This is a genomic window from Hydrogenophaga sp. GW456-12-10-14-TSB4 (genome assembly GCF_059424305.1).
Genome location: NZ_JBWKZH010000100.1, coordinates 1 through 15,507, shown reverse-complemented (window position 1 = coordinate 15,507; position 15,507 = coordinate 1). Strand labels below are relative to the sequence as shown.

Annotated in this window: 15 protein-coding genes; 5 read left to right on the top strand and 10 right to left on the bottom strand. The window is 67.2% G+C overall.

Annotation, left to right across the window (positions count from 1 at the left end; genetic code table 11):
* Positions 1 to 29: 29 nt before the first annotated feature.
* Positions 30 to 1,025 (bottom strand): Bug family tripartite tricarboxylate transporter substrate binding protein, encoded by a 996-nt coding sequence (locus AC07ZS_RS28155; protein ID WP_494801741.1) that lies wholly within the window; start codon positions 1,023 to 1,025, stop codon positions 30 to 32.
* 127 nt (positions 1,026 to 1,152) lie between these two features.
* Here AC07ZS_RS28155 and AC07ZS_RS28150 point away from each other — a divergent pair, with 127 nt between their 5' ends.
* The gene (locus tag AC07ZS_RS28150; RefSeq protein ID WP_494801740.1) at positions 1,153 to 2,070 is read left to right on the top strand and encodes a LysR substrate-binding domain-containing protein; all 918 of its coding nucleotides are present in this window, start codon (positions 1,153 to 1,155) and stop codon (positions 2,068 to 2,070) included.
* On the opposite strand, the gene AC07ZS_RS28145 is transcribed toward AC07ZS_RS28150, so the two are convergent.
* Entirely contained in the window at positions 2,063 to 3,559 is a 1,497-nt protein-coding gene (locus tag AC07ZS_RS28145) for a rhodanese-like domain-containing protein (RefSeq protein WP_494801739.1), read from the bottom strand. The two genes, AC07ZS_RS28150 and AC07ZS_RS28145, sit on opposite strands and share 8 nt — an antisense overlap.
* A gap of 243 nt (positions 3,560 to 3,802) precedes the next feature.
* Here AC07ZS_RS28145 and AC07ZS_RS28140 point away from each other — a divergent pair, with 243 nt between their 5' ends.
* Positions 3,803 to 5,347, top strand: coding sequence for a methyl-accepting chemotaxis protein (locus AC07ZS_RS28140; RefSeq protein WP_494801738.1), 1,545 nt, complete (start codon positions 3,803 to 3,805; stop codon positions 5,345 to 5,347).
* Between the two features lie 79 nt (positions 5,348 to 5,426).
* On the opposite strand, the gene AC07ZS_RS28135 is transcribed toward AC07ZS_RS28140, so the two are convergent.
* On the bottom strand, positions 5,427 to 6,338 hold the full coding sequence (locus AC07ZS_RS28135; RefSeq protein ID WP_494801737.1) for a LysR family transcriptional regulator: 912 nt from the start codon (positions 6,336 to 6,338) through the stop codon (positions 5,427 to 5,429).
* A 149-nt stretch (positions 6,339 to 6,487) separates the two neighbouring features.
* Between AC07ZS_RS28135 and AC07ZS_RS28130 the strand changes: the two genes are divergently transcribed.
* Positions 6,488 to 7,486: a helix-turn-helix domain-containing protein gene (locus AC07ZS_RS28130; RefSeq protein WP_494801736.1), complete on the top strand. Its 999-nt coding sequence runs from the start codon at positions 6,488 to 6,490 to the stop codon at positions 7,484 to 7,486.
* Between the two features lie 24 nt (positions 7,487 to 7,510).
* On the opposite strand, the gene AC07ZS_RS28125 is transcribed toward AC07ZS_RS28130, so the two are convergent.
* From AC07ZS_RS28125 to AC07ZS_RS28100, 6 genes are all read right to left on the bottom strand, one after another.
* Positions 7,511 to 8,260, bottom strand: a complete 750-nt coding sequence (locus tag AC07ZS_RS28125; protein WP_494801735.1) for an ABC transporter permease — start codon at positions 8,258 to 8,260, stop codon at positions 7,511 to 7,513.
* Positions 8,261 to 8,277: 17 nt separating this feature from the next.
* Positions 8,278 to 9,042: an ABC transporter permease gene (locus tag AC07ZS_RS28120; protein ID WP_494801734.1), complete on the bottom strand. Its 765-nt coding sequence runs from the start codon at positions 9,040 to 9,042 to the stop codon at positions 8,278 to 8,280.
* 1 nt (position 9,043) lies between these two features.
* Entirely contained in the window at positions 9,044 to 9,388 is a 345-nt protein-coding gene (locus AC07ZS_RS28115) for an ATP-binding cassette domain-containing protein (RefSeq protein WP_494801733.1), read from the bottom strand.
* Positions 9,337 to 10,200 (bottom strand): Rieske 2Fe-2S domain-containing protein, encoded by an 864-nt coding sequence (locus tag AC07ZS_RS28110; protein ID WP_494801732.1) that lies wholly within the window; start codon positions 10,198 to 10,200, stop codon positions 9,337 to 9,339. The genes AC07ZS_RS28115 and AC07ZS_RS28110 overlap by 52 nt, the downstream gene beginning before the upstream one ends.
* A gap of 29 nt (positions 10,201 to 10,229) precedes the next feature.
* Positions 10,230 to 11,204 (bottom strand): GlcG/HbpS family heme-binding protein, encoded by a 975-nt coding sequence (locus tag AC07ZS_RS28105; protein WP_494801731.1) that lies wholly within the window; start codon positions 11,202 to 11,204, stop codon positions 10,230 to 10,232.
* A gap of 172 nt (positions 11,205 to 11,376) precedes the next feature.
* Complete coding sequence (locus AC07ZS_RS28100; protein ID WP_494801730.1) at positions 11,377 to 12,333, bottom strand: AraC family transcriptional regulator; 957 nt, start codon at positions 12,331 to 12,333, stop codon at positions 11,377 to 11,379.
* A 98-nt stretch (positions 12,334 to 12,431) separates the two neighbouring features.
* Between AC07ZS_RS28100 and AC07ZS_RS28095 the strand changes: the two genes are divergently transcribed.
* Entirely contained in the window at positions 12,432 to 13,475 is a 1,044-nt protein-coding gene (locus AC07ZS_RS28095; RefSeq protein WP_494801729.1) for a Rieske 2Fe-2S domain-containing protein, read from the top strand.
* 46 nt (positions 13,476 to 13,521) lie between these two features.
* Here AC07ZS_RS28095 and AC07ZS_RS28090 read toward each other — a convergent pair whose 3' ends face one another.
* The gene (locus tag AC07ZS_RS28090) at positions 13,522 to 14,496 is read right to left on the bottom strand and encodes a Bug family tripartite tricarboxylate transporter substrate binding protein (RefSeq protein ID WP_494801728.1); all 975 of its coding nucleotides are present in this window, start codon (positions 14,494 to 14,496) and stop codon (positions 13,522 to 13,524) included.
* A 309-nt stretch (positions 14,497 to 14,805) separates the two neighbouring features.
* On the opposite strand from AC07ZS_RS28090, the gene AC07ZS_RS28085 reads away from it, so the two are divergent.
* Positions 14,806 to 15,405, top strand: coding sequence for a TetR/AcrR family transcriptional regulator (locus tag AC07ZS_RS28085; RefSeq protein WP_494801727.1), 600 nt, complete (start codon positions 14,806 to 14,808; stop codon positions 15,403 to 15,405).
* Positions 15,406 to 15,507 lie beyond the last annotated feature (102 nt).

The window sequence follows — 15,507 nt, the reverse complement described above, 5'->3', positions numbered from 1 at the left end:
GACGGTGGTCATGGGGGTGGATGGTGGGTTCACTGATCGATCTTGATGTGGCCGGTGGTGATGACGTTGGCCCAGCGCCGGCTGTCTTCGCGCACGAGCTTGTCGAGGTCCTGCGGCGTGCCGCCCAGCGCTTCGGCGCCCTGGCGCTCGAACTGGGCGCGCAGGTCGGGGTCGCGCAGCACCGCGTTCACGTGGCGGTTGAGCTCCGCCACGATCTTCGGGTTCAGCCCGGCCGGCCCCATGAGGGCAAACCAGGTCGTGCCGTCGAAGCCGGTGAAGCCGGCTTCGCGCATCGTCGGCAGGTCCGGCGCCAGGGGTGAGCGCTCCAGGCTGCCGATGGCCAGCGCCCGGACCTTGCCCGCCTGCGCCTGCGGCAGGGCCCAGACGATGCTGTCGAAGGTGAAGTCGATCTGGCCGTTGTTCAGCTCGGGCAGCGCCTGGATGCCGGTCTTGTAGGGGATGTGCCGGGCACGGATGCCGGCGCGCTGCACGAAGTCGGCGGCGATGAGGTGCGTGACCGTGCCGTTGCCGCTCGACGAGTAGGCCAGACCGCCTTCTCGCGCCGCGGCCAGCTGCACCAGTTCCTTGACGGTGGCGGCCTTGAGCGTCGGGCTGACCATGAGCACGTTCGGCGCGGAGGCGATCCGGGCGATCGGCGTGAAGTCCTTCACCGCGTCGTAGGGCAGCGGTCGAAGCTGCGGCAGCACGGCATGCGTGCTGCTGGTGGCCAGCAGGAAGGTGCTGCCGTCGGCGGGGGCCTTGGCCACCGCCTGCGCGCCGATGGCGCCAGCGGCGCCCGCGCGGTTCTCGATCACCACCGGCTGCCCGACGGCGGCCGTGAGCTTCTCACCCAGGATGCGGGCCAGCGCGTCCGTGCTGCCACCGGCGCCGAACGGCACCACGATGCGCAGGGGCCGGTCCGGCCAGTCGGCGGCCAGCGCGGGACCGCCGAGCCAGGTGCACACGGCCATCGCCAGCAGCAGGGCCGGCAGCCGGCGCGATCGAGAGGGTCTTTCAGAATGCATGGGGGTGTCTCCAAGGTGTTTTCTTCTCATGCATGCCTTGAATGTCTGTTCAAGGAACGCCACGCCAATGTAGGCGCCGCCATCCTTGGCGTCCAATGATGCTTATCCATCTCAATGCATGAACGCCATGCATAATTCAGCGATGGACCTGCGCCGACTCGATCTCAACCTGCTGGTGGTCTTCGATGCCGTGGTGGGCGAGCGCAGCGTCTCGCGCGCGGCAGACCGCCTGGCGCTGACGCAGCCGGCCGTGAGCCATGCGCTCGCGCGCCTGCGCCAGGCCTGCGGCGACGACATCGTGGTGAAGCGGGGACGCGCCATGGTGCCCACACCCAAGGCGGTGGCGCTGCAGCAGGAGGTTCGGGCCATCCTGGTGCGGGCGCAGCGCGTGTTCGCGATGTCCAGCGTGTTCGATCCCGCGCGCTCGAGGCGGCACTTTCATGTGGGCTGCTCGGACCACGCGGCCATCACCGTGCTGGAACCGGTGCTGGGCCCGCTGCTCGCAGCGGCACCCCATGTGCGCATCCAGCTGATGCACGTGGGCCGGACCCATGCGGCGGACATGATCCGCGCCGGGGCCCTGGACCTCGCGCTGGGCGTGCTCAACAGCGCCGACGACGCCATCGCCGTGAAAACCCTGCGGGAGGTGCCCTACGTCTGTGTCGCGCGCGCCGGCCACCCGGCGTTGCGGCGCGGGCTCACGCTCGAGCGCTACCTGGCGGCGGAACACCTGCAGGTGCTGGTGCAGTCGGGCTCCTTCGGCGCGATCGACCAGACCGTGGGCCACCTGGGGCACGAGCGCAACATCCGGCTGGTGGCGGCCCACTTCGAGGCGGCCATGCGCCTGCTGCCCTCCACCGACCTGATCCTGACGGTCCCCCGGGACATCGTCGACCGCCATGCCGACAAGGGCCTGATGGTGCGCAACGTGCCCTTCGCGCTGGAGCCTTTCCGGCACCAGATCGCCATGAGCCGGTCCGCCGTCGACGACCCCGGCACGGCCTGGCTGATCGACGCGCTGTCCGCCGCTCAGGGCGTCACTTGATCCCCGTCGCCGAGCTGCCGTAGGCACGGCGCACCGGCTGGGGATTGCTCGACGGCGTCGGCACATAGCCCCCGCCGCCACCCGACGGGCGAGCGTTCGACGCTTCCCGCTGCTCGAGGTAGGCGTTGAGCCGGTCCACCCAGCCATTGGCTTCGGCGCGCAGCGTGTCGATGTCGCTCGATCGGTTGCGCCGGTCGCTGCGGGCTTTCTCGTAGACGGCGATGTTCGCCGGCGTGGCGACCGCAGCCACGCGGTTCCAGCTGGCATCCGGCAGACAGGCCGGCGAAGCGTGGACCGAGCAGCGGTAGCGCGCCGAACCGGTCAGCAAGGCCATGGCCTCGTCGGCGTTGAAGTCGCTGCCGCTCGTGCGGTCGCCCATTGCCGCCAGCATGACCGCGCTTTCGGCGCGGCTCTCCAGCCGGTCCAGGCAGAGCCGGTACTCATCGAGGCCGGCTTTGGCGGCGTTCCACTGCGCCTGGTTCGAGGGCATGGGGCGGTCGAAGGTCCCGCAGGTCTGGCGGACCGACTTCGACTGGCGCGCTTCATCGATCGCCGCGCTCAGGGCCGGCAACGGGATCCTGTCCAGCGGCGCCTTGAAATGGCTCGCCGGCGACGCCTCGACGCTGGCGCGGGCGGCCGCGTAAGCGCGATCGACGTCTTCCGGCGTGCGGGCCACCAGGGCGTCGATCTCCGCCAGAACGGGGCTTTGCGCATCGCGTTGGGCGATGTCCTTGCGCAAGATCTGGAGGCACTCGTTGCGCAGATTCCGGCTCTGCTGGACGCTCGCGCGCAGGTTGGCCGCCAGCGCCTGCTCCGTGGGCGACTTCTGCGCGATTTCCGCAAAGTGCTTGTCGGTGGGGCCGTAGGTGCAGGAGCGTGCGCCGACCTGGAAGTACTGCAGGGTTTCCTGGGACTTCTCGGCCGCGGCCTTCGCGGCCAGTTCCCGTTCGAGCGGCAGCCCGGCGCTGACCCAGCCGCTGTTGCCCGCGCGCAGCCAGTAGAGCTTCGTGTAACCGGCGTCCACGGCGCGCTGCACCGCCAGCACCGACAGCTGGCAGCGTTCGTGGTGGCAGTAGAAGAGCATGGGCGTGTCCTTCTCGCCGCCCGTGAAGCGCGCGAAGGCCTTGGCATAGGCCTGGCGGATCTCTTCCGTGTCGCCGGCGACCTGAGGCATTTCGACCAGGGTGCCGGGGATCTTGTCTTGGGTCCTCATGGCCGCCACGACGACCACCCCCAGCGGCCCCACGCGCTCGAACAGGCAGTGGGCTTCGCGCGGAGAAATGGTGACGGCGCCGGGCACCTGCCACGGCATGGCGCCTTCGGGCAGGGGCGCACCGCTGGCCGCGGCGGCCCGCGCTTCGCGCCCCGGAGAACACTGCTGCTCGGCCACGGCCAGGCGCTCGCTGCGCGGCTGGGCCAAGCCTGGCGCTGCGGCGAACAGCGCGACGACAAAAACAACAACGGCAGCCAGAGGAGAGTGCAGTCGCATGGTGCTCCGATCGGTTCGATGGCGGGGCGCGCCCTGGGCGGTCGCGCGGTGCCGCATTTTGTAACAGCGCTATCGGCAGGTCCCACACCAACCTGAATGAAATGAGAGAAATACCACGGCAGGCCCCATCGACCGTTGGTCGCGCTCGCGGGCATCTACCGATCAAGATTTCCCGGCAAGCGCCGATACGGCTCACAAGGCGCTCTTCATGCCTGTTTCATCCTCACCATCGAGTCACCTGGAATGTTCAAGAACCTTCACATCGGTCCCCGCCTCTACCTCGGCTTCACCACCGTCCTCGTGCTGCTGGTCGGCATCACGGTGCTGGCCTGGATCTCGCTCAAAGCCAGCCAGGACGCCATGAAACTGGTCGTGGACGTGCAACAGCGCCTGGCCATGACCGAGGACTGGGCCGAGCACACCAACCTCAACATCAACCGCGTCATGGCGCAGGCCGTCTCGCGCAACGACCTGCGCGTGCGGGAGCACTTCGAGCCGCTGTCGGCCGCCTCGACCAAGGAAGTCAACCGCCTGCAGCAGGCGCTGGAAGCGCAGATCACCAACCCCAGGGGCCAGGTCATGCTCGCCGCCATCGCCGAGCGCCGCACCGAGTACGTCGACATCCGCACCCGCTTCTTTGAAGCGCTGCAGCGCGAGGACTACGACGGCGCGACCGGCATCCTGAACACCGCGCTCACGCCGGCCGCCGAGCGCTATTCGGCCGCGCAGGAAGAGCTGATCGCCGCCATGCGCCACCTGATGGACCAGACCGTGGCCGAGGCCGACAGCGCCGCCAGCCGCATGGTGATGCTGCTGGTCGGCATGGCCATCTGCGCCGTGGCGCTCGCCACCTTCGTGGCCTGGGCCATCACGCGCTCCGTCACCGAGCCGCTGAAGGCGGCCCTGCGCGCCACCGAAGCGGTGGCCGAGGGCGATCTGACGCAGGAAGTGCATGTCGACCGCCAGGACGAGCTTGGCCGCCTGCTCAGCGGCCTGGCCCACATGCGCGCCTCGCTGGTGAAGACCGTGGGCCAGGTGCGCGCGGCCACCGACAGCATCCACACCGCCTCGACCGAGATCGCCACCGGCAATCAGGACCTGAGCGCGCGCACCGAGCAGACCGCGTCCAACCTGCAGGAGACCGCCGCCAGCATGGAACAGCTCACCGGCACCGTGCGCAACAGCGCGGACGCCGCGCGCCAGGCGAACCAGCTGGCCACCAGCGCCGCCGAGATCGCCCAGCGCGGCGGCAGCGTGGTCTCGCAGGTGGTCTCCACCATGGACGAGATCAACAGCAGCTCGCGCAAGATCAACGACATCATCGGCGTGATCGACGGCATCGCCTTCCAGACCAACATCCTGGCGCTGAACGCGGCGGTGGAAGCCGCCCGCGCCGGTGAGCAGGGTCGCGGCTTCGCGGTGGTGGCCGGCGAGGTGCGCAACCTCGCGCAGCGCAGCGCCGAAGCGGCCAAGGAAATCAAGATGCTCATCGGCACCAGCGTCGACAAGGTCGAGACTGGCAGCGCGCTGGTGGCCAACGCGGGCCAGACCATGGAAGAACTGGTCTCGTCGGTTCAGCGCGTGACGGACATCATCGGCGAGATCACGGCCGCCGCCGGCGAGCAGAGCGACGGCATCGGCCAGGTGAACGTGGCGGTCAGCCAGCTCGACCAGATGACGCAGCAGAACGCCGCGCTGGTGGAAGAGAGTGCCGCCGCGGCGCAAAGCCTGCGCGAGCAGGCCACGCGCCTGGCCGAGGTGGTGCAGGTGTTCCGCCTGCGGGCCTGAGGGGCTTCGCTTCCATCGCCTGAACGACAAGGGCCCCTCGCGGGGCCCTTTCACATGGCGACGCATCCAACCCGAAAACCTAGCGCTGCAAGCTTGAACCCAACTCGCGCAGCACGCCCCGGGTCCAGGAGATCGCCGGGTCCAGCGACTGGTACCGGTGCCACTGCACGGCGGTAATGATGGGCGCGATGGGAATGGGGCATGGCATGACCCGAACGGGCCATTGCCTGGCCAGTGCGTTCGCGAGATGCGTTTGGAGGGTGCCAATGCGCTCGGTCCCCACGAGATACACCGGCATGGTGGTGAAGCTGGGGATGTGAACCTCGATCCGCCGCTCAAGGCCCAGCTCGTCCATGGCGATCTGGTCCAGCGTCGGCACGCGACCTCGCCCCAGAAGCACGGCCACATGCCCCAGCGAAAGGTATTGCGCCTTGCTCAGGCGCTTGTTGACCCGGGTGTTGCCGGTCCAGGCCAGACAGGAAAACGTGTCCCTGAACACAATCTCGCTGGGGTGCCGGTCCGACACGCCTGAAGCCAGCGAGACGACCAGGTCGACGTCGCCCTGGTCCAGCTCTTCACTGAGGTAGCCGCTGATGGAGCGAACCTCGAACCTCAAGCCGGGCGCCTCCTTCTCCGCGCGTTGAAACAGCGGCGCGAGCAGGATGTTCTGGATGTAGTCCGAGCCGACGATGGTGATCTGCCGCTCGATGCGCGAGGGCTCGATTTCCGGCCGTCGGCGCGTCAGGGCCTGCACCTGCAGGAGCAGGTCGCGGACCGGCTCGACCAGGCTGTGGGCGAAAGGCGTGAGCGTTAAGCGGCGCCCATGGGGGACCAGCAGCGGGTCGCCGAAGTACGCGCGGAACTTGGCGAGTGCGGCGCTCACGGCGGGCTGGCTCAGGTGCACCAGGCCGGCCGCCTTGCTGACGCTGGCGGTGGCGAGCATCGCATCCAGCAACACCAATTGATTCAGATCCAGCTTGTTGACTCTCACAGCGTCTCCTCAACGACCAGGGGGCTCGCGGGTTCTCGACCTATCCGTGCCATGGATAGGTTGCATCCGCAAGAATCATTTTTAGAGAATACCAAGTCATGGCAGAGTCCGGTGGAAAGGGTGTCCGCAGTGCACTCCAGGAGACATCCATGAACGCCCACGACACCCTCGATTCCCCACGCCTCCATCACTTCTCCAGCGAAGGCGTCAGCGATGACGTGAAGGCGCAGTCGTTTCGCCGGCACATGCAGAGCCTGTTCGCCGTCGGTCTCAATCTGAAGAGCCTGGCGTCCCAGCCGCTGGTCGCCGAGATGACCGCGTACCGCGGGCAGAACCTGAGGTTTGCGGCGCTGAAGTTCTCCCCGCATTCCACCGTCTCCTTTCCCACCGGGCCGGACCAGGACACGCGGCTGCTCATCTCGCTGCACAAAAAGGGGCCGGCCGTCGTGTCGCAAGGGGGGCGGGAGTCCCGCGTCGAACCCGGTGATGTTTTCGTGCTGGACCCCTCGCGCCCCTTCTACATCGAAACCGGCGAGATCGAGACCCACTCGGTGTACGTCAACGCGGCGGCCTTGCGCTCGCTGGCGCCGGAGCTCGAACTGGCCACGGCACGGGCGATCCGCTGCGACAGCGGCGCGGCGGCCCTCTTCCGATCGACGCTGGATGAAGTGTTCGCACTGGCACCGTCGCTCACCGAGGACATGGCCGACGACATCTCCGAAGCCCTGGTCCACCTGTTTGCCCCCGTGGTGCGCGCGAGCGTGCACGCGTCCGAACGCTGTCCGAGCCGGCTCGCGGCCATGCATCGGCAGCGCATCATGCGGTTCGCGCGGGACAACCTGGGCGACAGCACCCTGGACGGCCACTCGATCGCCAGGGCGGTGAACCTGTCGCCCCGCCACGTCTACCAGATCTTCGACGGTGAAGACAAACCGCTGATGCGCTGGGTGTGGTCGGAACGGCTTGCGCGCTGCCGCCGCGACCTGGAGCAACCTGCGTTGAAATCCAAGTCCATCGGGGAGATCGCCTTCCAGTGGGGCTTCAGCAACGTCTCGCACTTCAGCCGGGCGTTCAAGGCCGAGTTCGGATCGACACCCCGGGACCACCGGCGCCAGGTGGAAGAGCGCTTGCTGGCCGCCACCGCCTGACCACCCGCACCCGGGGGCGCCGCTTCAACGGGCGCTGTCTCGCCAACGAAGGACCCGGTTTTCCAGCGCCTGGATCAACGCCGAAGTGACAAAGCCGATGGCACCCAGCACGACCACGCCGGCGTACAGGTCCGGCGTCTTGAAGGAGCGCTGAGCCATCAGGATGTTCTGACCGATCCCCGTCAGCGACGCCTGCATTTCGGTGACGACGGCCAGAATCAAGGCCACCGACAAGCCCACCCGGGCACCTGCCAGGATGCCGGGCATGGCACTGGGCAGGCTGACCTTGACGAAGCGCTCGAGGGTGTTGAAGCGCATCACCGAGGCCACCTCCCGCAAGCGTTCATCGACCGACGAGAACCCCTGGACACTGGCGAGCAGCACCGGCCAGATGGAGCCGAAGGCGATCACCGCCGTGGACATCGTCGATGACAGGCCGAACGCCAGGATGGCGACCGGAATGATGGCCGATGCCGGCAGCGGCCGCATGAATTCCAGCAGGGGATGCGTCATTCGACGGACCAGGCCGGAGCTGGCGATCAGCGCGCCCAGCAGCACGCCCAGCAACGACGCCACGAACCATCCCCACGCCATCCGGGAGAGGGTGGCCATCAGCGGCTCCCACAGCTGGCCCAGGGACATCTGCGCCCACAGGGCCTCCAGCGTGCGCACGGGCGACGGGAAGAACAAGGGCGAGATGAGCTTCGCACTGGCCAGCCCCTGCCACAGCGCGAGCAGTGCCACGGCAAACCCCAGAGCGCCCAGGCGCTCCATCCAACGTGTCGATGTCTTCATCGTGCGCCTCCGGCCGCCTCCAGGCGCAGGCCTGGAATCCACTGGATGCCCGCCAGCGAGGCTTCGCTGATGGCCCATCCCAACGCGCCGACCCACAGCAGGCAGGCGTACATGCGGTCGAACTGGAGCGCCTGCTGCGCGGCCATCATCTCGTGACCGAGCCCGCGCGGGTTGATGACGATTTCGACCGTGATCGCCACGATGAGCGCGATGGCCAGTGCCAGGCGAAGGCCCACCACGATGCCGCTCAGCGCCGCCGGGATGACCACCTTGAACGCGCGCTCCAGAGCGCCGAGCTCGAGCACCTGGCTCACCTCGAGCAGCCGAGGCTCCATGCCTTTCACGCTGGCGATCGTGATGAGCAGCACCGGCCAGACACAGGCGAAGGCCACCACCACCGCCTCCATGGAAGCGCCGAACCCGAAAATCATCAGCGACAGAGGGATGAGGGCGACCGAAGGGATGGGGCGAAGCGCGTCGATGGTGGGCGAGACCACCCGCTCCAGCCGCGGGAGCAGACCGATGACGATGCCCAGCACGATGCCGATCGCGCAGGCCAGCACGAACCCGGTCAGTGCGGCCTCCAGCGTCTGCACGGTGGCCCGCGGGATGCTGCCGTCCGACATCCCGCCGAGGAAGGCGCGCCAGACATCCGTGGGCCTTGAAAGGGACTCGAGGCGCCAGCCCTCCAGGTGCCAGATCGCCTCCCAGGCGCCCAGAAAAGCGGCCGGAATGAGCGCGCCCAGTGCGTACCGCCGCATGTCAGTGGCCCTCCAGCAAACCGTGCAGATGGTGCCGGTGGGCCAGGAAGCGCGGGTCTTCCCGGGTCGTGAGCTGGTGGCGCGGATGCGCGATGCCCACGTCCACCTCCTCCAGGATGCGCCCGGGATTCGCCCCCAGCACGATCACCCGGTCACCGAGATAGATCGCCTCCTCCAGGTCGTGCGTGATGAACACGACCGTGGTCCCGTGTTCGCGGGTCAGCTTCAGCACCTCGTCCTGCAGACTCTGCCGCGTGATGGCATCCAGCGCACCGAAGGGCTCGTCCATCAGCATCAGCTTCGGCTTCTGGGCCAGGCAGCGGGCGATCTGGACGCGCTGCTGCATGCCACCGGAACGCGCCAGCCCGCGAAGTGGTGCCACTTGGTTTCCTTGGCCTTGTAGTTCTGTTCACCGGCCCGCTTGGTGTTGTGGGGCTCCACCAGGAAGGCGCCGCAGTTGGGCATGCCGAACAGGACCTCGCGGCGCCGGCCGTCCGGGGTGATCGCCGCGTTGCGAAGGCCCCATGAGGTGCGCTCGACCGTCAGCTTGGGCAGCTTGTCCAGCTGCAGGGCTTCCAGCGCCGATCCACGGTGGGTGAACCAGATGTGGCCCTCGTCCTGGAAGTTCTCGACGTTCTGGAAGTAGTTGCAAGGCCGCACATCGATGATGCCGACGTTCAGCTTGGCCTTTTCCCATTCCGGGTAACGCGGGAACTCCGGTGCCTCGCCTGGACCCAGGTAGACAAAGATCAGGCCCAGGTACTCCTGGGTGGGGTAGCCATCGATCTTGATGTTCTTGGCGAAGCCACGGGCTTCCAGTGGCTGCTCCACACACTGGCCGGTGCTGTCGTAGGACCAGCCGTGGTACGGGCAGCGCAGGTTGTCGCCTTCGACCCACCCCGTGCTGAGCATCACGCCGCGGTGGGCGCAGCGGTTGTCGATGCAGTGCACCTTGCCTTCCTGGCTGCGGTACAGCGCCAGCTTCTGGCTCATGATCACCAGCGGCACGGCACGACCGGGTTCCAGTTTGCGGGCGACATACACCGGGTGCCAGAACTTGCGCATGTACTCCCCGGCCAGGGTGCCGGGGCCGGTCCTGACGTAGTCGACCGTTGCGTCGTCGGGAAGGCCCGTCACATTTTCATCGTTCAAAACCATGATTCATCCTCTCGGTTGTTCAAAAAAATTCAGTGCGCCACAGCGGCCTGGTCGGCCCATCGCTGCGCCAGGTCGGGGTTGCGCCCGGCCACGCCCACGGCGCCGATGCATTGCCCGTTCAGGAAGATCGGGCTGCCACCGGCCAGGGGGATCAGGTGTTTGCCAATGGCGCGCAGCACATCCGCAGGCATGGACGGCGTGGCGCCGGCCAGCTCCCCGGTGCGGGTTTGCAGGGCCGCGGCGGTCAAGGCCACGCCTTCCGCCAGCCGCACAGAGGCCGGCGGCGCGCCATCCATCCGATCGACCGTGACGACATGGCCATACCGATCGGCGACCACGACCGTCACGGCTTCGCCTTGCTCGGAGGCCCGCGCGATCGCCTGATCGGCCCTGAGCACGGCGGCGTCGAGCACCGGCTGGTGAGCGGCTGGAGGCACCTCGCGCAGGCCGTGGCCTTTCAAAGCCGCATCGGGTGGTGCGCCATACGCTTCTGTCCATCGGACCATGTCGTCGCCATGCTCGGGGCGATAGGGGCCACCAACGGCGTAGCTGATGACCAGGTCCTCCAGGTTGGCGGGCTGCCCGTCGACCAGCAGCTCTTCCGCGCCGACCCCGGGCAGCTTGACGAACGGCCCGATGCGCACGCCCGACGAGATGGCGCCAATGGCGGTCTGGTTGCGCAGCAGTGGCACGGCGCCAGCGCCTGGAAACGGTTGGCCACGCATCAGCTGCTGGTAGGCGGCGAAGATCTGGGGCGGAAACTTCAGAACCCGTGCGGCGAAGCTCGAGCTCGCCTCGCTGAGCAAGGCGGCGCCCAGCGCTTTGCCCCGGACGATGTCGTAGGCCCCGCCCCCCGTGGCGTCCATGCGCCGCACCGCGACCGGCTCGCCGGACAAATCCACGACCACGAAGCACCCCGATTGCCGCAAGGCCTCGGTCTTGGCGACCGCGCGTGCGGTGACATCGCGCGCTTCGGTCAAGGTCATCAGGTCGTCTCGGATCATTTTTTGCTCTCGTTTCGTGATGTGCATCATTTTTGATTGAGATCAAAAAAGAATCAAGATCGTTTTTCTAGGTGCTAACCCTAGGATCTTGTTGTGTAGCTGCATTCGGAAATCGCTCCGGAGGCCTGTGTCTTCGGGGCCTCTCGTGCATCGCATTCGATCGAGATCGATTTCAAGACCGGTGCCCATGCGCATAGGCCATCGGCGTCGTGCCGGCCACGCGCTTGAACGCCTCGCGGAATGCGCGCTCGGACGCATAGCCCAGCCGGCCGGCCACCTCGCCCACCGGGCGCTGCGCCGCCAGCAACTCGCGGGCGCAATGCATGCGCCAGGCCCGCAGGTAGGCCATGGGCGTCTCACCCACCTGGGCCAGGAAGCGCTCGCTGAACACGGTGCGGGACAAACCAGCCTGCTGCGCCAGGCGCGCCAGGGTCCAGTCCTGGCCGGGCAGGCGGTGCATGGCAGACAGCGCCTTGGCCAGCGCCGGGTCGGCCAATCCCTTGAGCCAGCCGCGGGCATGCGCCGGCGAGGACAACAAGTGGCGGCGCAGCAAGTCGTTGAACAACAGCTCGGCCAGCCGCCGCGACAGCGCGGCGAAGCCGGGCAGATCCCGGCCAGCCTCCGTGCTCAGAAAGTCCAGCGCCGACGCCGCCCAGGGCGACGCATGGGCTTGTCGCGACACCAGCAGGCGGTCGGGCAGCGCGGCCAGCAGCGGATGGCGCTCGCCATCCTCGAAGCCGAAGGCCATGGCCAGCAGGTGGGTGCGCTGGGCACCGGGGTTCCACGACAGGCGCATCGGCGCCGGCGGGCTGGCCCGTTTGTCGAAGCTCAGGTCGGGCGACATGGTGGCGTGCCACACGTCACTCCAGGGCAGGCGTGTCAGGCCCGGCGCACTGCCCAGCGTGAAGCGCCCATTGCGCAGCACCACGAGGGCCTCGCCGGCTTCCAGCCAGGTCCCCTCGCCCGGTGCTGCGTCGGCCTCGGCCCACCAGCAACGGCCGTCCAACACCACCAGGCAGTGGGTGGGCGCGTAGTCCATCGCAAAGCACCACGGCAGACCGAAGTCGAAGTGGCCGACGGTCGCGGCCCGCACGCGCAGGCTGTCGAGCAGCGGGGTCAGCGCGTCCATCACAGGCCGCACGATTCAGCCGACATGCCGGACTGCGCGGCATGGCGCCGGTGCTGGCGATGGAACACGATGGCGGCCCCACAACGCACACCGGAGACATGATGTATCCCTTCGAAGACGGACAGACCTTTCCCAGAAACCACTGGTACATCGCGGCCTGCAGCGATGAAGTGGGGCGTGCCCTGTTCGAACGCCAGATCCTCGGCGAGCGGCTGGTGTTCTACCGCAAAGCCGATGGCACGCCGGTGGCGCTGGACGGGACCTGCCCGCACCGCAATTTGCCGATGGCGCAAGGCGAGCTCGAAGGCGACGCGGTGCGCTGTCGCTACCACGGCTTTCGCTTCGAGGCGGACGGCCGCTGCAGCGACATCCCCAGCCAGCCGACCGTTCCCGCCAGCTTCACCACGCGTGCCTACCCGGTGGTGGAACGCTGGCAATGGATCTGGGTGTGGATGGGCGACCCCGCCAAGGTCGACGCGGCCCTGCTGCCCGACATGGAATTCGCCGGTCTGACCGCGCCCGGCTGGCGCGCGGACAGCAACGGCGTGGTGCATCTGAAGGCGCGCTTTTCGCTGCTGATCGACAACCTGATGGACCTGTCGCACATCGCCTACCTGCACGTCCAGACCATCGGCCGGCTGGACCGGGCGACGGTACCGGCCGAGCTGACCGAAGCCGACGGGCGCGTGCACGTCGTGCGCTGCGCACCCAACCAGCCGGCGGAGGGCTTCCACCGCTTCCTGCACCCGACCTGCAACGGCCCGGTCGACCTCACCTTGCGGTCCGACTTCCTCGGACCCGGACTGATCAGCGCGGGCGGGCCCTACAGCGTGATGGCCGCCACCGGTGCACCGGTGGGCCGCCTGAACTTCGTGCACGGCCTGACGCCGGAGACGCTGCACACCACCCACTACTTCCCGGCCGTGTCGCGCGACTTCCGCCTCGACGACGAGGGCTTGTCGCAGGCCTTGCTGAAGCAGGAACGGGCCGTGTTGGCCGAGGACATCCCCGCACTGGAACAGGTGGAACTGGTGGTGCAGCGCCAAGGCAACACGCGCCGCGAACTCTCCGTGCTGGCGGACGCCGGCGCGATGCGCGTGCGGCGCCGGCTGATCGAGATGATGAAGGCCGAGGCGCTGTGAGCGTGTGAGACGGCCAGGGACGGGGCCCAATGGACGCCGCCCCGTTCTACTCGGGCTTGATGCCCAGTTGGGGAATCAGCTCGTTCATGGAGCGGATGTCCCGCCGAACGTTCTCGGTGTAGGCCGGCATATCGGCGTACTCCCGCTGAACGCCCAGGGTGTCGCTGATCTTCTTGAACGCCTCCGACTCGACCGCGGTCGCGCAGGCCTGCCGCAACCGGGTCAGCGCGGGCGCGGGCGTGGCCTTGGGCGCGTACAGCCCGACGAAGATGGGCACCTCGCCGCCCTTGAAGCCGAGGTCCTTGAGCAAGGGAACGTCGGGGAAAGCGGCCAGCTTGTGGTTGGCCAGGATGGCGACGGGCCGGATGTCCTTGTTGTTCGCGATGGTCACCGGCGACAGCACCGTGAGGTCGATGTCGCCGGCGATCAGCTGTGTCACCAGATCGCCGGGATTGCGGTAGGGGATGTGGTTGAACTTCACTTGCGCGTCGTTGGCCAGCGCCTCTCCGATCAGGTGGGGTGTCGAGCCCACCCCCATCGACCCGATCGAGATGGTGCCCGGCGCCTTGCGTGCGGCCTCGAGCACGTCCTGCATGGACCGATAGCGCGACTTCGTCCCCACGGCGAGGACGGTGACGAAGGAACTGGTCTGGCAGACGAACTCGAAGTCGTCGGCCTTGTAGCGCATGGCTTTGCGCAGATGCGGCTGGATGCTGAACGCGCCCTGGGTTCCATAGCCCAGCGTGTAGCCGTCCGCCTTCGCCTGCTTCACCGCGTCGACACCGATGGTGCCGCCCGCGCCATCCCGGTTCGCGATGACGAACGGCTGACCCAGCGCCCTGCCCAGCTGTTCGGCCAGGGTACGACCCAGCGCATCGGCCGGGGCACTGGGCGATTGGTTCACGACGATGGTGACGATCTTGTTGGGATAGGCCTCTTGCGCACTGGCCATGCCAGCGGCCAGACCGAGGCAAGCAACGGCGATGGCACGAGGAGAGAGGAGGTAGCGACTGGAATGCATGTTTGTCTCTGATTGAACTGTCAGGTCACGCAATCGCACCCACATAGTGCGATTTTCATCATTTTTGATTTGAATCAAAAATGTTTGAATAAGAGATAACCCTATGCCACCACCTGGGAGACACTGGGCAGCAGTCGAGAATTTGCGACGGACACTCCATCCAGAGACAAGGGAAAACCCTAGGTGCCAGGGCATTCACCAATCCATCATAATTGATCCGGATCGATTTTATGTCCGACTGCAGCCGGACCGGGTTTTTGACGGAGTGGAAGACATATGAAAGTGAATACGCCTTCAGCAGGGAGCGGCATGGGTTTGCGTGAGCGACGCAAGACCGAAAAACTGGATGCCATCAAACGCGCCGCGCGGCATCTGTTTGAGACGCATGGCTTTCACATGACGCGCATGAGCGAGGTCGCGAGGGTGGCCGACGTCGGCTTCGGCACCGTGGCGGCCTACGCGTCCGACAAGGCGGGCCTGGCCGTCATGCTGTTCGTCGACGATCTCGCACAGTTGCCGCCCTTGTTCGTGGCGCCGATCAAGCCGGATCGGCCGTTGCTCGACCAGTTGATGGACGACTTCTCCATCAGCTTCCGCTTCTGGGCCAGCAAGCCCGAGCTCAGCCGCATCGTCCTGCCGTTGATGAACCCGTCTGGCAATCCGCATGTGCAGATGATCCTGGAGCGCCGCGCCTTGATGCGGCAGTGCCTGATTGAATGGATTGATCGTGCGAAAGAGCTGCGCCGCATGAAGACCGACTTCAGTTCCGAACAGGCGGCCGAACTGCTCTTCTCGCTCTACATCCATTCGGTGCACGAGTGGTTCAGCGCCGAGGTGACCGACCCCGCGTTGGGTCTTGACCGGCTGCGCTACCTGCTGGAAATGCCCATGCAGCGGTTCGAGAAGTAAACCTCTCCGGTGCAGTCACCCATCACGGCGTGCGCAGCGCACAGCCGTGCGGCTGAATGCTGCCCTCATTTTTCTTCCCCCCATGTCCACCACCGCCCCACC

Excerpts from the sequence above, each read along its gene's own strand:
- AC07ZS_RS28155 (WP_494801741.1), bottom strand. The coding sequence starts at position 1,025 with ATGCATTCTGAAAGACCCTCTCGATCGCGCCGGCTGCCGGCCCTGCTG.
- AC07ZS_RS28150 (WP_494801740.1), top strand. The coding sequence starts at position 1,153 with ATGCATAATTCAGCGATGGACCTGCGCCGACTCGATCTCAACCTGCTG.
- AC07ZS_RS28145 (WP_494801739.1), bottom strand. The coding sequence starts at position 3,559 with ATGCGACTGCACTCTCCTCTGGCTGCCGTTGTTGTTTTTGTCGTCGCG.
- AC07ZS_RS28140 (WP_494801738.1), top strand. The coding sequence starts at position 3,803 with ATGTTCAAGAACCTTCACATCGGTCCCCGCCTCTACCTCGGCTTCACC.
- AC07ZS_RS28130 (WP_494801736.1), top strand. The coding sequence starts at position 6,488 with ATGAACGCCCACGACACCCTCGATTCCCCACGCCTCCATCACTTCTCC.
- AC07ZS_RS28125 (WP_494801735.1), bottom strand. The coding sequence starts at position 8,260 with ATGGAGCGCCTGGGCGCTCTGGGGTTTGCCGTGGCACTGCTCGCGCTG.
- AC07ZS_RS28120 (WP_494801734.1), bottom strand. The coding sequence starts at position 9,042 with ATGCGGCGGTACGCACTGGGCGCGCTCATTCCGGCCGCTTTTCTGGGC.
- AC07ZS_RS28115 (WP_494801733.1), bottom strand. The coding sequence starts at position 9,388 with ATGCAGCAGCGCGTCCAGATCGCCCGCTGCCTGGCCCAGAAGCCGAAG.
- AC07ZS_RS28110 (WP_494801732.1), bottom strand. The coding sequence starts at position 10,200 with ATGGTTTTGAACGATGAAAATGTGACGGGCCTTCCCGACGACGCAACG.
- AC07ZS_RS28105 (WP_494801731.1), bottom strand. The coding sequence starts at position 11,204 with ATGATCCGAGACGACCTGATGACCTTGACCGAAGCGCGCGATGTCACC.
- AC07ZS_RS28100 (WP_494801730.1), bottom strand. The coding sequence starts at position 12,333 with ATGGACGCGCTGACCCCGCTGCTCGACAGCCTGCGCGTGCGGGCCGCG.
- AC07ZS_RS28095 (WP_494801729.1), top strand. The coding sequence starts at position 12,432 with ATGATGTATCCCTTCGAAGACGGACAGACCTTTCCCAGAAACCACTGG.
- AC07ZS_RS28090 (WP_494801728.1), bottom strand. The coding sequence starts at position 14,496 with ATGCATTCCAGTCGCTACCTCCTCTCTCCTCGTGCCATCGCCGTTGCT.
- AC07ZS_RS28085 (WP_494801727.1), top strand. The coding sequence starts at position 14,806 with ATGGGTTTGCGTGAGCGACGCAAGACCGAAAAACTGGATGCCATCAAA.